Raw genomic sequence first — 18,021 nt, 5'->3', positions numbered from 1 at the left:
TTAGTCCTCCATTTTCAAAAACACTTCTTCAATTGATTCAGCTTGATACTGGGTTTTAATATCTTGCGGTGAGCCCATTGCAATAATTTCACCATGGTTCATAAGTAATAGTCTGTCACAGCGTGTAGCTTCATCTAACACATGTGTTGTGACAAGAATACTTTTTCCTTCTGATTTTGCCGCATCCAAATCTTTCCATACCGCTTGTCTAAGTTTAGGATCAATACCAACGGTAGGTTCATCTAGTATTAATATTTTAGGATCTTGTAAAAAACTAATAGCCAATGACAACCTGCGTTTCATGCCTCCAGAATATGTCGATACCTTTTTATCTAATGCCTCTTGAAGTTTCACCATATTACTACATATTTCCACACGTTCCTTGATGTCTTTTCTTTTTTTTATGTATATACTGCCAAAAAATTCTAAGTTTTCTCTCCCCGTCAAGTCAGTATAAAGTGCATCACTTTGAGCCATATATCCAATATCACCTAAAATTTTTCTATTGGGCATTTCAACGTCATCTATCGTTACCCAACCTACATCAATACGCTCCATACCTAACATACATTGAATTAATGTTGTTTTACCAGTTCCAGATGGACCAATTAAACCGACGATTTCACCTTTTTCAAAAGCAACATTTATATCTTTTAATACTTGTTTATCACCAAAAGATTTACTTAAATTATTCACTTCAATCATCTTTACACCTCACCTCACTAATAGTGAGTGAATACTCACTTTATTGTTATATTACACTTTGATATACTAAATGTAAAATCATATTATTTTTATAGCTTTTTGACATTTTGCTATTTAACTGTTAATTTCAAGTAGAACGGTCATTCTATTTAGAAAGTGTGAGACGATTGTCACAAAAGCGACAAGATATATTATCAACTGCTGAACGATTATTTTATGAATATGGGTTTCGTGGTATAGGCTTAAAGCAAATTATTCAAGAAGCTAATGTAGCAACTATGACTTTGTATAATCATTTTGAGTCCAAAGATAACTTGGTTGAGGCGGTGCTAAAGCAGCGTGAATCTAGATATTGGCATTACTTAGACATTTATGTAGACAAACAACCACACCAGCCTTTTATTGCTGCTGTCAGAGCGCATTGCCAGTGGCTTAATGATCATTCTTACAAGGGTGACATGTTTATGAGAGCAATCGAAGATTATGCGAATACAGATAATGAAATTGAAAATATTGCTAGAGGACATAAACAAAAATTATTAAATTACTTAGAACAACTGGCAAATAATGCTGGTATCGTCAATGGTTTAGATTTAGCAATTCAATTTACATTATTACTTGAAGGTACAACTTCAATGACAGCATTATTAGGTTCTAAAAAAGCGACATCACATGCTATAACTATGGCTGATTTATTACTCAACGAAGCACATAAAGAAATTTAAATTTTAAACGAGCATGAGCATCTTATTTTGTATACTCATCTCGTATTTTTTTAAAACAAAATAGAATGAACATTCTATCTAAAAAAGGAGACATTTATAGTGAAATTTTCTAAACTTGTATTTCCTGGTGTAGCCATGATTGCAACAACCTATGGTTTAGGACGTTTTAGTTTTGGTTTGTTTTTACCTGAAGTGACCAATGATTTGCATTTGTCTGCATCACAGTCTGGTATTATTTCCTCATTATTTTATTTATCCTATTGTTTTACAATTGTCTTTTCAACATTACAAACTGATAAAATTGGACCTAAACGCATGATTATATTAGCAGGAATCTCTGTACTAATAGGTTTATTGGGGATAGGTATTTCAACAAGTGCAATCATTTTATCCATCGGCGTCATCTTTGCAGGTGCCAGTACTGGGCTCATTTCACCGCCCTATGGCTATACCATTTCTTTATGGATTAAAGTGCATGAACAAGGAAAAGCAAATACTTGGATTAATTCTGGTACGAGTATTGGCCTTATGTTTACTGGTATAACAGCGATGTTCACTTTTATAGATTGGCGACAAACTTATTTTATATATGCCATATTGGCACTTGTCGTTTTGGTTTGGAACTATCTAATCATTCCATCATTAAAACAAAATATTACTATTCATACAGGTTCGTTTAACATTCGTGATATTTCAGCCAGCACACGTATCATGACTGCATCTATTTTATTAGGTGTATCAACTGCAACTTTTTGGACGTTTTCCAAATCATTTGTTCAAAATACTGGTAATTATTCTGATTTTGGACTTTCACTATTTTGGATTTTGATAGGGCTATTCGGCATGATAGGTGGTATATCTGGTGCAATTATTGACAAACGGGGGCTTCGTTATGCATTTAATTTAGGTGTTATTGCACTTGCCCTCGCAACAATTGCCCTTGCTTTCACGCCAAAAATTTGGATCATACCATTTATATCAGCTTCATTATTTGGCTTAAGCTATATATTCTTAACTGGTGTGCTTTTAGTTTGGGGAATTAAAATATTTGTTAAAAATGCCTCTTTAGGCATCGGCATTCCCTTTTTAATGTTAGCTATTGGACAAGTTATTGGGTCTTCATTAGCAGGTTTATTCATTGATATGTTCAATTTTATGTATACATTCATTATCTACGGTTTAATTGGTTTCATCCCCCTATTCATTTATCCTAAAGTCGAAGTTCTAGAAAGCAAACTACCGGATGGAGATTACAGTCAACTTCAACAACAAAACGCTGAAATTTTAACTCATGAAAGTATGAATGACACACACGATCAATATACACATCATCAACATTACTAATATATGGATGAAATTGCCTAGGAAATAATGATCGTAAACAAGAAAAAAAGACTTTGTTTATAAACTTCCCCACTAATTTTGTTATTTGTTAACACTAGTAGGAATACATTATTGCTATACTGTAAACTTAATTCTTACTTTTTTAGTAAGAATACTTGAAAATAAAAAATTGCTCTTGTATAGTGTTAATTATCAGAAAATTCAAATATATATAGGAGGGACAATGTATGTCTCAAAATAATTGGCATTTAGATACTTTATCAATCCATGCCGGTCAAGTAGTAGATGAATTCTCAAAATCACGAGCAGTACCAATTTATCAGACCTCAAGTTACGTATTCGATGATACTGAACATGCAAGAAAACTTTTTTCTTTAGAGGAACCTGGAAACATATATACCAGAATTATGAATCCTACACAAAATGTTTTTGAAGAACGCCTTGCTGCGCTTGAAGGTGGTGTGGGTGCCTTAGCCACATCTTCTGGACAAGCTGCGATTCACTTAGCTTTGTTAAATATTGTTGAAAGTGGCGATGAGATAGTAGCATCTTCAAACCTTTATGGTGGTACCTATAACTTATTTAATGTCACTTTCAAAAAACTAGGTATTAAAGTACACTTTGTTGATCCAAGTGATCCCGAAAATTTCAAAGCAGCCTTAACTGATAAAACCAAAGCAGTTTATGCCGAAACGATTGGTAACCCAAAAATAGATGTCTTGGATATTGAAAAGGTTGCTCATATTGCGCATGAACATGAGATACCTTTAATTGTTGATAATACTTTCCCAACTCCTTATTTATTGCGTCCATTTGAATATGGTGCTGATATTGTAATACACTCAGCTACAAAATTTATAGGCGGACATGGTACTTCCATCGGTGGTATCATTGTCGATAGTGGTAAATTTAATTGGAATAATGGAAAGTTCCCTGGTTTAGTCGAACCAGATCCAAGTTATCATGGCGTTTCATACGCAAATGATGTAGGTGAAGCTGCTTATATTACAAAAGCACGCGTGCAATTATTACGCGATCTTGGTTCTGCTGTGTCACCATTTAATGTACATGAATTTTTAATTGGTTTAGAAACATTACATCTTCGTTTAGAACGTCATTCAGAAAATGCACTTAAAGTTGCCCAATATCTAGAGAAACATCCTAAAATTTCCTGGGTGAATTATCCCGGCTTAGAAAGTAATGCATATCATGATCTAGCCGAAAAATATTTACCTAATGGCCAAGGTGCAATTTTAACTTTTGGTGTAGATGGTTCAGTTGAAGATATTGCAAAATTTGTTGAATCTTTAAATTTATTCTCACATTTAGCAAACGTAGGCGATTCAAAATCGTTAGTTATTCATCCTGCTAGTACGACTCATTTACAACTGTCACCTGAAGAACAAAAAGCATCTGGAGTTTTACCAGAATTAGTAAGATTATCGATTGGTACTGAAAACATTGAAGATATCATTACAGATCTTGATCAGGGATTACAAGTATTATAAAAATAAATACATTGCTTTTAGTGCAGAAAACAGAAATCTAAATCATTTAAAACGATTATGTCGACTCCGTTAATAAGGTAGATTAGTGAATATTCATTTGAACTAAAGCTTATGCAAAGTCCCATTAACTCAAATAACATGAGCAGTGGGGCTTTAATTGCCAATTAAATGTTTAAAGAAGTTGAGACAGTTGGTTTTCTTCAACAGCATAATTTCTATTTGTATGAGCATACAAATTCAATATGTTTTTATGTACTTACTTCACTTACTTAACTCCTATAAATCTTTGTACCTCAATTTGCTAAACATCCACCTTTTAGACACCTCGAAAGGGTAACCTCAGACAACCCGAAGACTAACTTTAGCTATACATATTGTTTTAACATCTGTAAATTTAATAAATTCTCTTTGAAATTACATATTAATATTGGGATAATAATGATAATTATTTATCAAGTCGGAGGTACGCTTTTGGATAACTACAAAGATAAAGTAACGATGAATGTGATACTGCTTGCTGGTAAAATTTTATTATCATCTGGCGCAGAAGTTTCTCGTGTTGAAGATACAATGAGACGAATAGCCATTTGTATGGGCTATTATAATAGTCAAGGGTATGTCATTAATGTATTTATCAATTTTTCATTGAGTGAAGAGCATGATACTCGAATTTTACGCATTGATAAAAACAGTACAAATTTACTTAAAATATTTCAAGTAAACAACATTTCACGTAAACTCACAGGAAATCAGCTTTCTATAGAAGAAGCTTTTGAAGCGTTGAAAAATATTGATAGATCCAATTTAAGTATTCCATTATGGAAAAAAGTAATTGCTGCAGGTATTATTTCGTTAAGTTTTTTATACTTACAAGGCGGTACTTGGTCTGATGCAATTACTACGATTATTGCTGGTGCCATAGGGTTTTTAATCGTTGAGTATATGCAAAGTAAATCACTAACTATGTTTATACCTGAGTTTGTAGGTTCATTTATTTTAGGTGCTATCGTTATATTTGGATCAGAATTGTTTCAAGTCAATAAATCTTTTGGGCCAGCTATGATTGCATCCGTTATGCCAATTGTACCTGGTGTACTGATAACGACTGCGATACAAGACTTGTTTAGTAGGCATATGTTAATGTTCACAGCAAAATTTTTAGAAGCACTCGTTATTGCCTTTGCAATTGGTTCAGGTATTGCGATTGCTTACTTAATTTTTTAGGAGGTCACATGATGACAATTTTATTTACTTTTTTATGTAGCTTTAGCGCATCATACTTTTTTAATGTGATATACGATGCCCCTAAAAAATTATTTTTTCCAGCTGGATTTGCAGGTTCAATGGGCTATTTTGTCAGCTACATTTTAGAACAATCCTTTGAAATGGATAGTATATATTCCAGTTTGCTTGGCAGCTTAACTTTAGGTTTACTTGCACATATCATGAGTCGTATTTTCAAAGCGCCCGTTGTACTTTTTATGATTCCTGGCATCATTCCACTTGTCCCAGGGAGTATCGCTTTTAGAGCGACACAGCAATTGGTTACTTTAAATTTCACAGATGCTACCAATACCTTTATACGAGCGATTTTAATTGCTGGTTCTATTGCTTTAGGGCTATTGCTTTCTGATCAATTATCTAAAACATTAAACATACGAAAATATATTTTAATTAAACGCAACAGACTATAAATCCACTTCATCATTTTAGTCATCAAAAAATAGCGAGCATCTGAAACTTCCATTAAATCACTTCAGGTACTCGCTATTTTTATAAATCAGCAAACTTTTTTATTGTTCATTTACATAATAAAGACCAGTTAGCACATTTGATGCCAAATCACTTACTTTAATATGAAATGGTTTATTTTGGATTAAATGATGCCTTTGTGCATATGCTTCAATGTTTTCTTTATACGGTAATGCACTTTGTGTAACACCACCACCAAGAATAATATGATATACATTAAATATATTAAATAAATTCGTACACAGTTGTTGTGTTAGTAACACTACTTCATCCATCATATTATTGATATTTTCATTTTCTTTATTCATATAGATGTCGATTGCTTCTCTAGTACTTACTGTTCTTTGTAAAATATCGCTCGCTTTACGACTGATTGCTAAGCCTGACAGTTCATTTTCAACACATCCAAACTGATGGCACACTGGACATTGATAATCGCTATTATTTTTAATAATAGTATGACCAATTTCTCCAAAATTACCATCGACGCCTGTAACGAGTTGACCATTTCTTATATATGCCATGCCTATACCTGTGCTAATTGTTAAGTATATGACATCTTCTGCATCTGTTTTTAAATATTGATATTCCGCTAATATTGCTGCATCAGTATCATTTACGAAACGTGGTTGAAATGCACTATGCTGCTTTATGTAATCACCAGCGTTAAAACCAATATATTTTTGTAGATTAGGCGGATTCAAAAACAGTCCTTCTGTATAATCACAAGGTCCTGGCATCGCAATGTTTAACGTGCTTTGTGCTATATCATTATATTTTTTGCTAAATTCATTCGCTATATTAATAATTTTTGTAAATTCTACCTCTGGATGATTGACATCTGTCTCGAATTTTTGACTATCTATCACTGATAAATCTTGGTCTATAAGCCCTACAATGGTTTTCGTACCACCTATATCTGCACATATTTTCAACATATCCATACACTCCATCACTCATATTATTGCTTCGATTATAGATAAAAGAGGTGTAGATTAAATTAATTTGCTTTGGCACAAATCAATTCATCTCACCTCTTAAACATTATACATAACTTATGATTATTGTCATATTACCATTAAATGCTATGTCATGATCTTCTGTCGTTAATATAAAATGTGTTCCTTTTTGTAGTTTATACACTTCATCATTCGTTTCTACATTACCATTACCTTCAACAATGGATACAAGACAATACGTGCTTGATTTTTCATAATTTAACACACCATCGATCATCCAACGTTCAACCGTGAAGAAATCATTTGAAACAAATTTCGTATATGTTTGCCCTTGTACTATTTCTTGTTTGGGTGTTGTATTAGGTGAAGTAACAGCAAGGTTGATCACTGCTTTACTTTGTTCTAAGTGTAACTCACGTTGGTTCCCATTGTTGTCTGTACGCTCATAATCATAAATTCTGTATGTTGTATCAGAAGATTGTTGTGTTTCTAGTATTAAAATACCTTCACCGATAGCATGTACTGTACCTGCAGGCACATAGAAAAAATCTCCGGCTTTCACTTTAACTTTATGAAATAACTCATCAAATTGTTGTTGGTCTATCATATCATTTAGTTCAATTTGATTTTTAGCGTTAACACCGTAAATAATTTCAGCATCTTCTTGTGCGTCTAATATATACCAACACTCTGTTTTACCGTATTCACCTTCATATTTTTGGGCATAGGTATTATCTGGATGAACTTGTACTGATAATTTATCATTTGCATCTAAAATTTTAGTTAACAATGGAAATTTAGCATTCCCTGTGACACCAAAAAGTGCTTTATCCTCATTCCACACTTCTTCTAACGTCTTACCTTGATGCCTTCCATTTTCTATTATATTTGTACCATTTGGATGCGCCGAAATTGCCCAACATTCTCCTGTATACGCACTTGGAATATGATAATTAAATCTTTTTAGAGCTGTCCCACCCCATATACGTTCTTGAAATACAGGTTTTAAAAATAATGGCATTGTATGATACCTCCACTTAAATATCTTTTAATATATTATAAATCTGTTTACTATTTGTTGCATTTATTAAATTTTGTCTGGTCTCATCATCCATCAAAGTTCTTGATAATCTTTGTAATAATTTAAGATGTGTGTCACTGCTATCACTTGGTACAGTAATTAAAAATATCAATTGAGGTAATGTTCCATCTAAACTTTCCCATTTCACGCCTTGCTTATTATTCATAACTGCAACAATTGGTGTTTTAACCGCATCTGATTTTGCATGAGGGATGGCTACGTTCATTCCAATAGCTGTTGTTGATTCCATCTCCCTCTTTAAGACATCAGATTTTAATTGTGATTGGTCTGTAATATAACCTTGTTCATTTAAATTTTCTATTAATTGATCTATCGCTTCATCCCTGGATAAAGTTTGTTCTGAAATATGAATGACTTTTTCACTAAATACACTTTGTTCTTCTAATGCTTGATTATCCGTCTTAGATGCACTATTTTTTGCTGTTTCATCTTTATTTTCTGATTGATCCATGCCAATTTCAATATTGTTCGTATCAACTGCAAGTGATGGTGTTTGTCTTCTTAAGATTAAAACAACACTCATTGTAACGATACTACCAATGATTACTGCTATAAAGAACCACAATATTTGATCAATACCGCCCAGCACTGCAACAATTGGACCACCGTGCGCAACTCTGTCACCTACACCGCCAATTGCAGCAATTACAGCAGCTACCATCGCACCAATCATATTAGATGGTATAATTCTTAACGGATCTTGTGCGGCAAATGGTATAGCACCTTCCGTAATGCCGAACAATCCCATAGTAAATGATGCTTTACCCATTTCAATTTCACCTTTGTTAAACTTACGCTTATTAATAAATGTAGCCAATCCTAAACCAATAGGGGGCGTACATACCGCAACTGCAACCATTCCCATAACAGCATAGTTACCTTCTGCGATTAATGCTGAACCAAATAAAAATGCTACTTTATTTACTGGGCCACCCATATCAAAAGCAATCATTGCACCAACAATTAATGCTAAAATAACAATATTTGTCCCTTGCATACTCTTTAACCAAGTTGTTAAACCTTCGAAAATGCTCGCAATTGGTGCGCCAATCAAGAATATAAAAATTAATCCTACAATCAATGAAGAGATGATTGGAATAATAATGATTGGCATAATAGGTGCCATCGCTTTAGGTACCTTAACATTCTTTATCCATTTTGCAATATAGCCTGCAATAAATCCTGCAACAATACCGCCTAAAAAGCCAGCGCCTGCATCACTTCCATAAAAGCTACCGTCTGCTGCGATTGCACCACCGATCATACCAGGTACTAAACCAGGTTTGTCTGCAATGCTAACTGCGATATAGCCAGCTAATATTGGAACCATAAAACTAAATGCTAGAGAACCAATATTTTCAATAGATTTCCAAAAAGAATCATCTGGTATAACTAAACCTTTTGATGAAGCTTCACCACCTAAAGTTAAGGCAATGGCCATCAATAAACCACCAACTACAATGAAAGGTACCATAAATGATACACCATTCATTAAATGTTGATAGACCATTTGCATCCCGCTTTTTTGCTCTTGTTCATCATCTTTTTGTTTCGTATCCCCGTTACGATCATGATGAATATGTCCATCTTTATCAATAATACGTTGAATTAACTCTTTCGGTTTATGAATACCTTCACGAACGCTTTCATTTATGATTAATTTCCCATCAAAACGTGACAAATCTACTTGTCTATCTGCTGCAATGATAATGCCATCCGCTTCCCTAATTTCTTTTGATGTTAAAACATTTTCTGCCCCAACGCCACCTTGAGTTTCTACTTTTATATCTACGCCCATTTCTTGAGCTGCTTGTTCTAACTTTTCTTGTGCCATATAAGTATGCGCTATACCATTTGGGCACGATGTAATCGCTAATATTTTCATCATTTCATCCTCCTCACATTCAATTGTAAACGCTTTCTAAAATAGATAAAAAGAATAATTGCCGTTGCTAGTGGCAATTATTCTTTGATTAAATTTATAATGTATTGTTTTAGATGCTGCGTTTCCATAGTCATAAGATAATCGACATCATACTCATTTAAATCAGCGATCACATGTATTATTTTCTTCATTGCTGAAATTTCAGAATTAGCAATTGCTAAAAAGAATACTAATTTAACTTTATTTTGTTTCCATAGTAACCCATGAGGGCATTTAAATATAATGACCTGTGAACGCAACACCTTTTCAGGGTCACCATGTGGCATACTAATGCCATTCCCTATATATGTTGAAGCATATTTTTCACGTTCCAATGCACTCTTCATATAACTTTCCGTAATGGCATGTTGTTTCATTAAAAGCGATTGTGCTTTTTCAAAAATATGGGTTACAGTTACGTCATCTGTCATCTTTTGAACATCAAATTGAATTGCAGATATTTCATCCTGTTTTAGCACAGGATTTCTTTTACTATGAATAAATGATTTAATTTGTTTTATGTCATTATCTGAAAGCAAAGGGGATACCTCTATCACGTGTAATGTATCTGGTAAATCCTTGGTATTAATGGGATGCGTAGTAATCAGCATATCAATATTTGAAAAGTTGTAATGAGACATCCGCTCTAATTTTAAAGTATCAACAATATTTATATGATCATCTAAATTCGCAATTTTAACTTCCAACAAATTAGATATTCCTAAACCATAATAACAAGTTATCACAATATTAATTTCATCTTTTTTATTACGGTCAATGGACGATTGAAAATGTAATGCTAAAAAGGCAATCTCATCTTCTACTAAGTTTAGATTTGAATCTTTCTCCAGGTATTTTACAGTTTCATACAATGCATTAAAAACAAAAGGATAATATTTTTTAATCTCATCAGTTAATGGATTATTGATATATACATTTTTAGCAATACGCAAATACGCTCTACTAAAGTGTGCTTGAATATTTTCGCGTAAAATATTGTCTTGGGTAAAATTGATACCAACTATTTTTTCCATGTGCTTAATCATGCGTGCTACATAGCTTTCGACAAAGAGTGTTTCTATTCCCAAATCATATTTATTAAAATAATAGCTAATAAAAAAAGAAAATAACTTAGCAGTATCTTTAGATAAACCATAAGCTAATTTATGATTGATATCCTCTATACATTGCATTGCTATTTCTTCTGCCTCTTTATTTACCACCCATGAATCTTCGCTTGTTTTTTTCCTTTTTATAATAATAATCAAATGAATAAGTAATTGTTGAATACGCATATCAGAAGTAAACAGATGATGTTGTTCTAATCTGTTTTTAATAATAAAACAGATAGATTTAATGTGCGCTTGAGGTATTTCATTAAGTATAAAAGCTTCTACTGTCTTTTCCTTATTAGATAATTGATTTAAATGTAATATCGCATTTCTGATATTCATTTCATTACCTATTATGGTAATACCTTTTTTCTTAATGACATCAACATCAATATCAAAAGACGCACACCAAGCTTTTATTCTATTTATATAATCATAAGCTTCCGTTTTTGTTATCACAAATTCTGATTCTATTTGATCAATTGTATTTGGTTTTTGATACATTAATAATTCGTAACCGAGTTTCATTAATTTTTCATTTTCTTTCGTTAAAAACGAATGTACCAATGTCTCTAATTCAGCCTCATCGTAATGGTCACCATTGAGTTTATACCCTTTACCTTTAACACTTGTAATCAAATGATTTATAATTTCGTTATTAATGTATTTAATATCATTTCTCACTGTTCTATTTGAAACATTTAAATAACTTGCTATTTCATCTGCGCTTAGATAATGATTACTGTTATTTAGCAATAACCTAATGAGTTTAGCATGTCTTACCAACATGATTGCACCGCGCTTTCTAATCGTTTGAATTTTTATTAAATTCAATATTAATATTTAAATACATTGTAGCCATACCCTCACATTAAAGCAAGAAGTCACACTAAGATACCTTTGATAAAATGATGTATAAATCATTTCGATTACATTTAATGATCATATTTCACAAAAATCAATATTTAATATGTTTTGTATATGAACACCTAAAATCTGTGTTTAAAACTTGTTTGCACAATTACTAATTATTGGTTTTGAACGCTCATAAGTTTGAAAATTGGATAGCGTCTGAATGTTATTAAATATTAAAATAATACTAACCCAATAAAACAAAAATATGAATACCAAATAAAAAATGGCAATTTNNGAAATTGCCATTTTTTATTTGCTACGAGATACTTATGTTTCTATCTCTATACTAAAGGAAATTATTTTTGTGCTATATTAATTGTTTGTCTGATATATTGATATGCTTCAATTAGCTGTTGTTCTTCCTGCTCATCCAATGCTATAGGATACCTTTGGACAATGCCATATTGGTCAACTAATGTTGGTAAACTATACGCCCCATCATCTAGCCCATATTCCTGACTGATTGATGTTAATGGCATAATTGTACGCTGGTTTAAAGCAATCGCTTGTATCAAAGCAGTCGTCACCTTGGAAATAGCTGCATTGGTCCACCCTTTTTGATAAAAAACATCCATTGAAACTTCATTTATAATAGACGTTATATGTGCCTTATCAATCGCTGGCACTTGACTTAAAGCTTCATACTCTGATAATTCCATACCGTGAATACGTACTTTGCTCCATACAGGCACTGCATACTGACCATGTTCACCAATAACAAAGGCTTCAACATTTTTAGGATCAATTTGGTAATGCTGAGCGACAATAGTTTTGAATCTTGAACTTTCTAATGCTGTACCCGTCCCAATTATTTTATGCGATGGATAATTGACTTGATTGGCAAAATATACCATCGAATCTACTGGATTAGAAATTAAAATAATAATTGCTTCTTGCGTAACTTCAGCAATTTGCTTCATCACATTTTTTATAATGTCATGGTTATCTTGTGCCAATAATGTTCGGTCGCCATCGTTTTTATCTGTTTGTATACTTGCGGCAATAACTATAAAATCTGCGTCAGCTAAATCTTGGTACGCGCCTGCTTTAATTCTCACATGACTGGTATTAAACAGTCCTTGTGAATGATTATGATCAAGCGCTTCACCACTTGCAATTTCTTCTTTGCTATCAATCAATACAATTTCTGAAAATAAATTCAAATACTGAACGTCTGTCAATACTTGACTGCCTACTCTACCAAGTCCAACAATTCCTAACTTAGACATGTCTAACCATACCTCCTCTGTTTGTTAAAACTTATATTCATAAATCAATGTTTTTATTTTTCATAAGGTATAACATCTTCATTATATTCTTTTTTAATAAACTTTTTCATATCTTCAGATTGTAAAACTTTTAGTAATGTTTGATATTTTTTATCATCTTTATGACCTTTTTGAACTGCAACAATATTGGCAAATGGTGATGATTTACCTTCTATTGCAATAGCGTCTTTGTGTGGCGTTAAACCATTATCAATCGCGTAATTAGAATTCATGATTACAGCTGCGCCTTCTTTACTTTTATAAGTTTTAGGTAAAAATTCTGCCCCTTGTTTATTGTTAAACTTGAGATTCTTTTTGTTTTCTACAATATCTTCAAATTTGGCATCTTCAATTTTGACACCTTTTTTAATTTTTATTAACCCTTTATCTACGAAAAATGATAAGAAACGTCCTTCTTCAGCTGGATTATTAGAAACATAAATTGTAGAACCATTCGGGATGTCTTTGATATCTTTATATTTTTTACTGTATACACCCATTGGTGTCGTAAATACTTTCCCTACTTCTTCAATATTATAATTATGGTCTTCTCTTTCAGCCTTTAAATAAGGCACATGTTGAAAGAAGTTTGCGTCCACGTCACCTTTATCTAAGAGTTTATTGGGTACTTTATAATCATTAACAACTTTAATTTCTAAATCATAACCTTTTTTCTTCATTTCCTCTTTCGCATGTTTCAGAACTTCACCATGAGGTGCAGGTGATGTAGCAATTGTAATCTTCTTATTCTCTTTATCTTTGGACGAACCACAAGCTACAAGTATTACAGCAAAACATACTAAAACAGTTAAACTAATGACCTTTTTCATAACATCTCTCCTTAACTTTATCTAAAAATAAAATTCACTCATTATGTAAAAAAATACTTTCTCTTAATAAAATAAAGAGAAAGTATGCACCTTCTCTTATCTTCGAAAGTAATCATTGTTACTTTCTGTGAATTAGCACCATTTCGTTAAACGATGGTTGCTGGGCTTCATCGGGCACGTCCCTCCGCCTCTCTAAATAAGAGTAAATCATATGTATTTGAGTTGTATTAATCCTAGCATTCCACTCATGTTTAGTCAATGAAATTTTAGAAAATTCTAATTTATTAATGATTAATCTAATATTAATAAAATTGTTCCATGTGAAACGAATACATTTACACTAAAAGTAGTAACATATAGCAACTCAGTTACTTAAACTATAAGGACTTTTAAAATTACTAAACATAATAAAAAAACGTCAATTCCATTAGAAATTGACGTTTTTTATAATCTTTTCTAATCATCATCAAATATGATTTTCAAAATATTATATTCTTATACAGAAAAACTTAATCTTGGAACAAATGTTTCAAAATGAATACGTTCTTCTGGAATTTCAAGCGCTTGTAGATTTAACATCATTGAATTTAAGAATGAACTTCCACCACAAATATAAATTTCTGTTTCATCATCAAGATATGCCTCTAAATCTTTTTTTTCTATATAACCATCCTCATCACGTAAATGAGCATGGAATATACTTTTCTCTGATTTTGCGTTAATTGATTTAATTGTATCTTCAAAAGCAATATTATCGCTATCTGAAGTTACCTGAATAAATGTAGCAGATAAATTAGATTCAACAGCTTCTCTATACATTGAAACAAGTGGTGTTACACCTACGCCAGAACCTAAGAATAATTGTTTTTTATCTTTATTTACTAAACCAAAACCACCTACTGGTGCAGATAACTCTAATGTATCTCCAATTTTAACTTCGTCATGTAAAATCGTTGAAACTTCACCTTCATGTTCTTCTGTAAAATCTTTTCTTACACCAAATGTTAAATAATCACGATTTCCATCTACAATGGAATAATGTCTTTTAGCCTGATAAGGTAATTTCTTGTTTGAAATATTTACAGTAATATACTGACCTGGTGTGAATTGACTTAAATCAATATCCTCTGATTGAATCGTGAATGATTTAATAATTTCTGTTTCTTTTTGAATATCAGTGACTTCAAACGGTTTAAATCCTTCCCAAGCCATTTGGCTATAAACTTCTTTTTCTAAGCCAATAAATGCGTCTGCGATTGCTTGATAAGCTTTAATCCATGTTTGAATAATTTCACTATCATCAGTCAATCCAGTTACTTCTTGAATCGCCCAAATTAAATTTTCACCTACAATCGGATAATGCTCAGGTTGAACTTGTAACGCACAATGTTTGTAGACCACTGGCATGATAACCGGAACAATTGGAGATAAATCATCAATATTATCAGCTGCAGCTAAAACAGCCATAGCTAGTGCTGAAGATTGTAAACCTTTTTTCTGGTTCGTTTGGTTAAATACATTTTTCAATTCTGGATGCTCTTCAAATAACCTTTTATAAAAAATAGAAGTAATATTTTGTCCCTCGTCTTTTAGAAGTGGCACTGTTTCTTTAATTATTTTGATTTCTTTATTCGTTAACATGAAATCTCTCCATAATAGTAATTTAAGATAGTTTAAGACAAAATAATTATATTAAATCACCTTATTCAAATAAATTACTAACATATTTATTATCATTTTAAGATATTAATGAAACCTATATTTAGCATACTATTTATATCATTTTTGTAAAATCAAGTGTTTAGAAAAGAATGTTATGACTATAAAATTAGAGCGTATTTGCGGTTCTAGTATTTGTATATTAACAGATAGCATTGGGCCTAATGGTATTTCTAAAGAAGAAACTAATTTAGATTGTTAAATATATGATATTGCCCTTCAAAAAATTATGATAAAAAAGCTCTAAAAAATACTTTAAAAATAAAAAATAGCACAAAATAACAGTACTATGACCTAGTTATTTTGTGCTAAAAATGGACAACTTATACAAACAGTTGTTTTAAAAGAATGACTTAAAAAGTCATTTTTCTTTGGCTTTAGTTTTTAAGTTATATCATAAATAAATTGTTCTGTTAGCTCCCATTTTTTATCTGACACATGTTCAACAAATCTTGTATCATGTGAGGTAAATAAGATAATTCCTGGGTATTTATTCATAAACACTTCTAATGCTTCTAAAGTTTTAATGTCTAAAAAATTAGTTGGTTCATCTAAAATTAACATATTCGCTTTCGTTGAAAATAATACTGCTAACGATAATTTCGTTCTTTCCCCACCACTCAAAACATTACAAGAACGCTCAAGTGCTTCATTTAAACCCAAGTTATTTAAAATAGCCCTACTGAATGATTCTGATGAATCCGTTTCATCCATTAAATATTGCAACAATGAAACGTCACGCATGTCTTCATAAGCAAGTTGACGATAGTATGCCATTTGCACTTTAGGAGAACAATCGATCCCCTCTTTTTGGTGGTAAATAGCTTCAAGCAAAGTTGTCTTACCTACACCATTTGCACCTACGAGTGCTATATTTTTGCCATATGGTATTTGGAAACGTACTTGTGTTAGCAGTTTTTGACTTCCTTTAATCAATGTTAGATTTTGTGCAATGATTGGATAATTATTATAGATATCATAAATTTTTTTTTGTGGAAAATTGAATTCATGATAACTTTGTGGTTTTTCAACTTCTTCCAAATGTTCCATTCTTTTTTCAATATGCTTAGCTTGTTTTTGAGCAGCCTTCTCAACCGTGCCTTTTTGTTTTGATGCACTTAAACGATCTGGTGCTATACTTTTATTTTTTTGTTTTGATGATGCTTGTCCCATTTGTTGCGCTTGATTTCGTTTAGCTTTACTGGCTTGGGACAATCTTTGTTTTTCACTTATATACTGTTCATATTGACGTTGGTGTTCTAACTGTTCTTGTTCATATTGATTTTGATACTGTGTGTAATTACCTTTAAACACTCTTATTGTGCCATCTTCTTGTATATCCCAAATTGTGTCAGCAATTTGGTCTATAAGTGCTCTATCATGACTTACTATAATTAAAGTACCATAATAATATTTTAAAATATTATTCAGATAATCTTTACCAATTTTATCCAAGTGATTTGTAGGTTCATCTAAAAGTAATATCGGACTATAATTTGATATGACATTAGCCAATTTATATTTTGCTTTTTCACCACCACTCATACTGTCGGTTGTATGCATAGGGATATGGAGTTCACTCATTAAACTACCGTCTAATGTGTTAAAATCATTTTCCACATCCATGTTAAGCTGTTCAAAATATTGAATTTCGCCATTCGTTTCAACCGTTCCAGATTCTGGTTTTGTTTTTTGAGCAATCATATTTAGTAATGTGGTTTTGCCAGTACCATTACCTCCAATAAGTGCTATTTTTTCAAATTGATAAGCATAAAGATTTTCAATATTAAGGGATCGAAAATCTGTCAGCTTATGTTTAATTTGGTTAAATTTAATTGTGTATTTTTCCATTTTTATACACTCCTTGTATATTTAAAGGACGTGTACGCAAAAAAATGAGACAGGCTACTCCCGTCTCATTCACATCACACTTTCAAATATCTAAAGTTTATTACTGAAGTTTTAGTATTTAAAAGTGCTTATTATTCCTATCAAAGGATAAAAAATGACATACGTCACCCTATGAGTGTGTATTGCGGACAAGCCTTTTTGAATTAATTTAATTTTGTATTCAAAAAGGGTTATCTCAGTCTCATAGAAGCAGTCATTTTAATCCTCCTCGCTTAATAAAGTACTATCAAGATAACATTTCATTACT

At 31.9% G+C, this 18,021-nt stretch carries 14 protein-coding genes and 1 riboswitch; of the genes, 5 read left to right on the top strand and 9 right to left on the bottom strand.

Annotated elements, in window-relative coordinates; genetic code table 11:
• Complete coding sequence (locus KA856_RS01930) at window positions 1–705, bottom strand: ABC transporter ATP-binding protein (protein WP_210138476.1); 705 nt, start codon at window positions 703–705, stop codon at window positions 1–3.
• A 167-nt stretch (window positions 706–872) separates the two neighbouring features.
• On the opposite strand from KA856_RS01930, the gene KA856_RS01925 reads away from it, so the two are divergent.
• The 5 genes from KA856_RS01925 (at window position 873) to KA856_RS01905 (ending at window position 5,976) form a co-directional block, all read left to right on the top strand.
• Window positions 873–1,430 carry a TetR/AcrR family transcriptional regulator gene (locus KA856_RS01925; RefSeq protein WP_107385724.1) on the top strand — a complete coding sequence of 186 codons (558 nt, stop codon included), beginning with the start codon at window positions 873–875 and terminating at the stop codon, window positions 1,428–1,430.
• 99 nt (window positions 1,431–1,529) lie between these two features.
• Window positions 1,530–2,774 carry an MFS transporter gene (locus KA856_RS01920; protein ID WP_210138475.1) on the top strand — a complete coding sequence of 415 codons (1,245 nt, stop codon included), beginning with the start codon at window positions 1,530–1,532 and terminating at the stop codon, window positions 2,772–2,774.
• 227 nt (window positions 2,775–3,001) lie between these two features.
• Complete coding sequence (locus tag KA856_RS01915) at window positions 3,002–4,282, top strand: homocysteine synthase (protein ID WP_107504494.1); 1,281 nt, start codon at window positions 3,002–3,004, stop codon at window positions 4,280–4,282.
• A gap of 471 nt (window positions 4,283–4,753) precedes the next feature.
• Entirely contained in the window at window positions 4,754–5,506 is a 753-nt protein-coding gene (locus KA856_RS01910; RefSeq protein WP_107383552.1) for a threonine/serine exporter family protein, read from the top strand.
• An 11-nt stretch (window positions 5,507–5,517) separates the two neighbouring features.
• Entirely contained in the window at window positions 5,518–5,976 is a 459-nt protein-coding gene (locus KA856_RS01905; RefSeq protein WP_046206676.1) for a threonine/serine exporter family protein, read from the top strand.
• 99 nt (window positions 5,977–6,075) lie between these two features.
• Here the strand turns inward: KA856_RS01905 and KA856_RS01900 are convergent, their stop codons facing one another.
• From KA856_RS01900 to msr(A), 8 genes are all read right to left on the bottom strand, one after another.
• Window positions 6,076–6,972, bottom strand: coding sequence for an ROK family protein (locus KA856_RS01900; RefSeq protein WP_107383551.1), 897 nt, complete (start codon window positions 6,970–6,972; stop codon window positions 6,076–6,078).
• A gap of 106 nt (window positions 6,973–7,078) precedes the next feature.
• Window positions 7,079–8,014, bottom strand: coding sequence for a mannose-6-phosphate isomerase, class I (manA, locus tag KA856_RS01895; RefSeq protein WP_210138474.1), 936 nt, complete (start codon window positions 8,012–8,014; stop codon window positions 7,079–7,081).
• Between the two features lie 16 nt (window positions 8,015–8,030).
• Window positions 8,031–9,980 carry a PTS fructose transporter subunit IIABC gene (locus tag KA856_RS01890; protein ID WP_210138473.1) on the bottom strand — a complete coding sequence of 650 codons (1,950 nt, stop codon included), beginning with the start codon at window positions 9,978–9,980 and terminating at the stop codon, window positions 8,031–8,033.
• Window positions 9,981–10,057: 77 nt separating this feature from the next.
• Window positions 10,058–11,920 carry a BglG family transcription antiterminator gene (locus tag KA856_RS01885; RefSeq protein ID WP_210138472.1) on the bottom strand — a complete coding sequence of 621 codons (1,863 nt, stop codon included), beginning with the start codon at window positions 11,918–11,920 and terminating at the stop codon, window positions 10,058–10,060.
• Window positions 11,921–12,342: 422 nt separating this feature from the next.
• On the bottom strand, window positions 12,343–13,275 hold the full coding sequence (locus KA856_RS01880; protein WP_210138471.1) for a lactate/malate family dehydrogenase: 933 nt from the start codon (window positions 13,273–13,275) through the stop codon (window positions 12,343–12,345).
• Between the two features lie 53 nt (window positions 13,276–13,328).
• The gene (locus KA856_RS01875; RefSeq protein ID WP_107385717.1) at window positions 13,329–14,144 is read right to left on the bottom strand and encodes a MetQ/NlpA family ABC transporter substrate-binding protein; all 816 of its coding nucleotides are present in this window, start codon (window positions 14,142–14,144) and stop codon (window positions 13,329–13,331) included.
• 93 nt (window positions 14,145–14,237) lie between these two features.
• Window positions 14,238–14,347, bottom strand: a riboswitch (SAM riboswitch).
• A gap of 292 nt (window positions 14,348–14,639) precedes the next feature.
• Entirely contained in the window at window positions 14,640–15,785 is a 1,146-nt protein-coding gene (locus KA856_RS01870) for a globin domain-containing protein (protein WP_210138470.1), read from the bottom strand.
• 462 nt (window positions 15,786–16,247) lie between these two features.
• Window positions 16,248–17,714, bottom strand: a complete 1,467-nt coding sequence (msr(A), locus tag KA856_RS01865; protein ID WP_210138469.1) for an ABC-F type ribosomal protection protein Msr(A) — start codon at window positions 17,712–17,714, stop codon at window positions 16,248–16,250.
• Window positions 17,715–18,021 lie beyond the last annotated feature (307 nt).

Source organism: Staphylococcus sp. GDB9P120P (genome assembly GCF_017893435.1).
GTDB lineage: Bacteria > Bacillota > Bacilli > Staphylococcales > Staphylococcaceae > Staphylococcus > Staphylococcus cohnii.
Note: the sequence above shows the minus strand (reverse complement) of the source record. Positions and strands in the feature narration are given on the sequence as shown.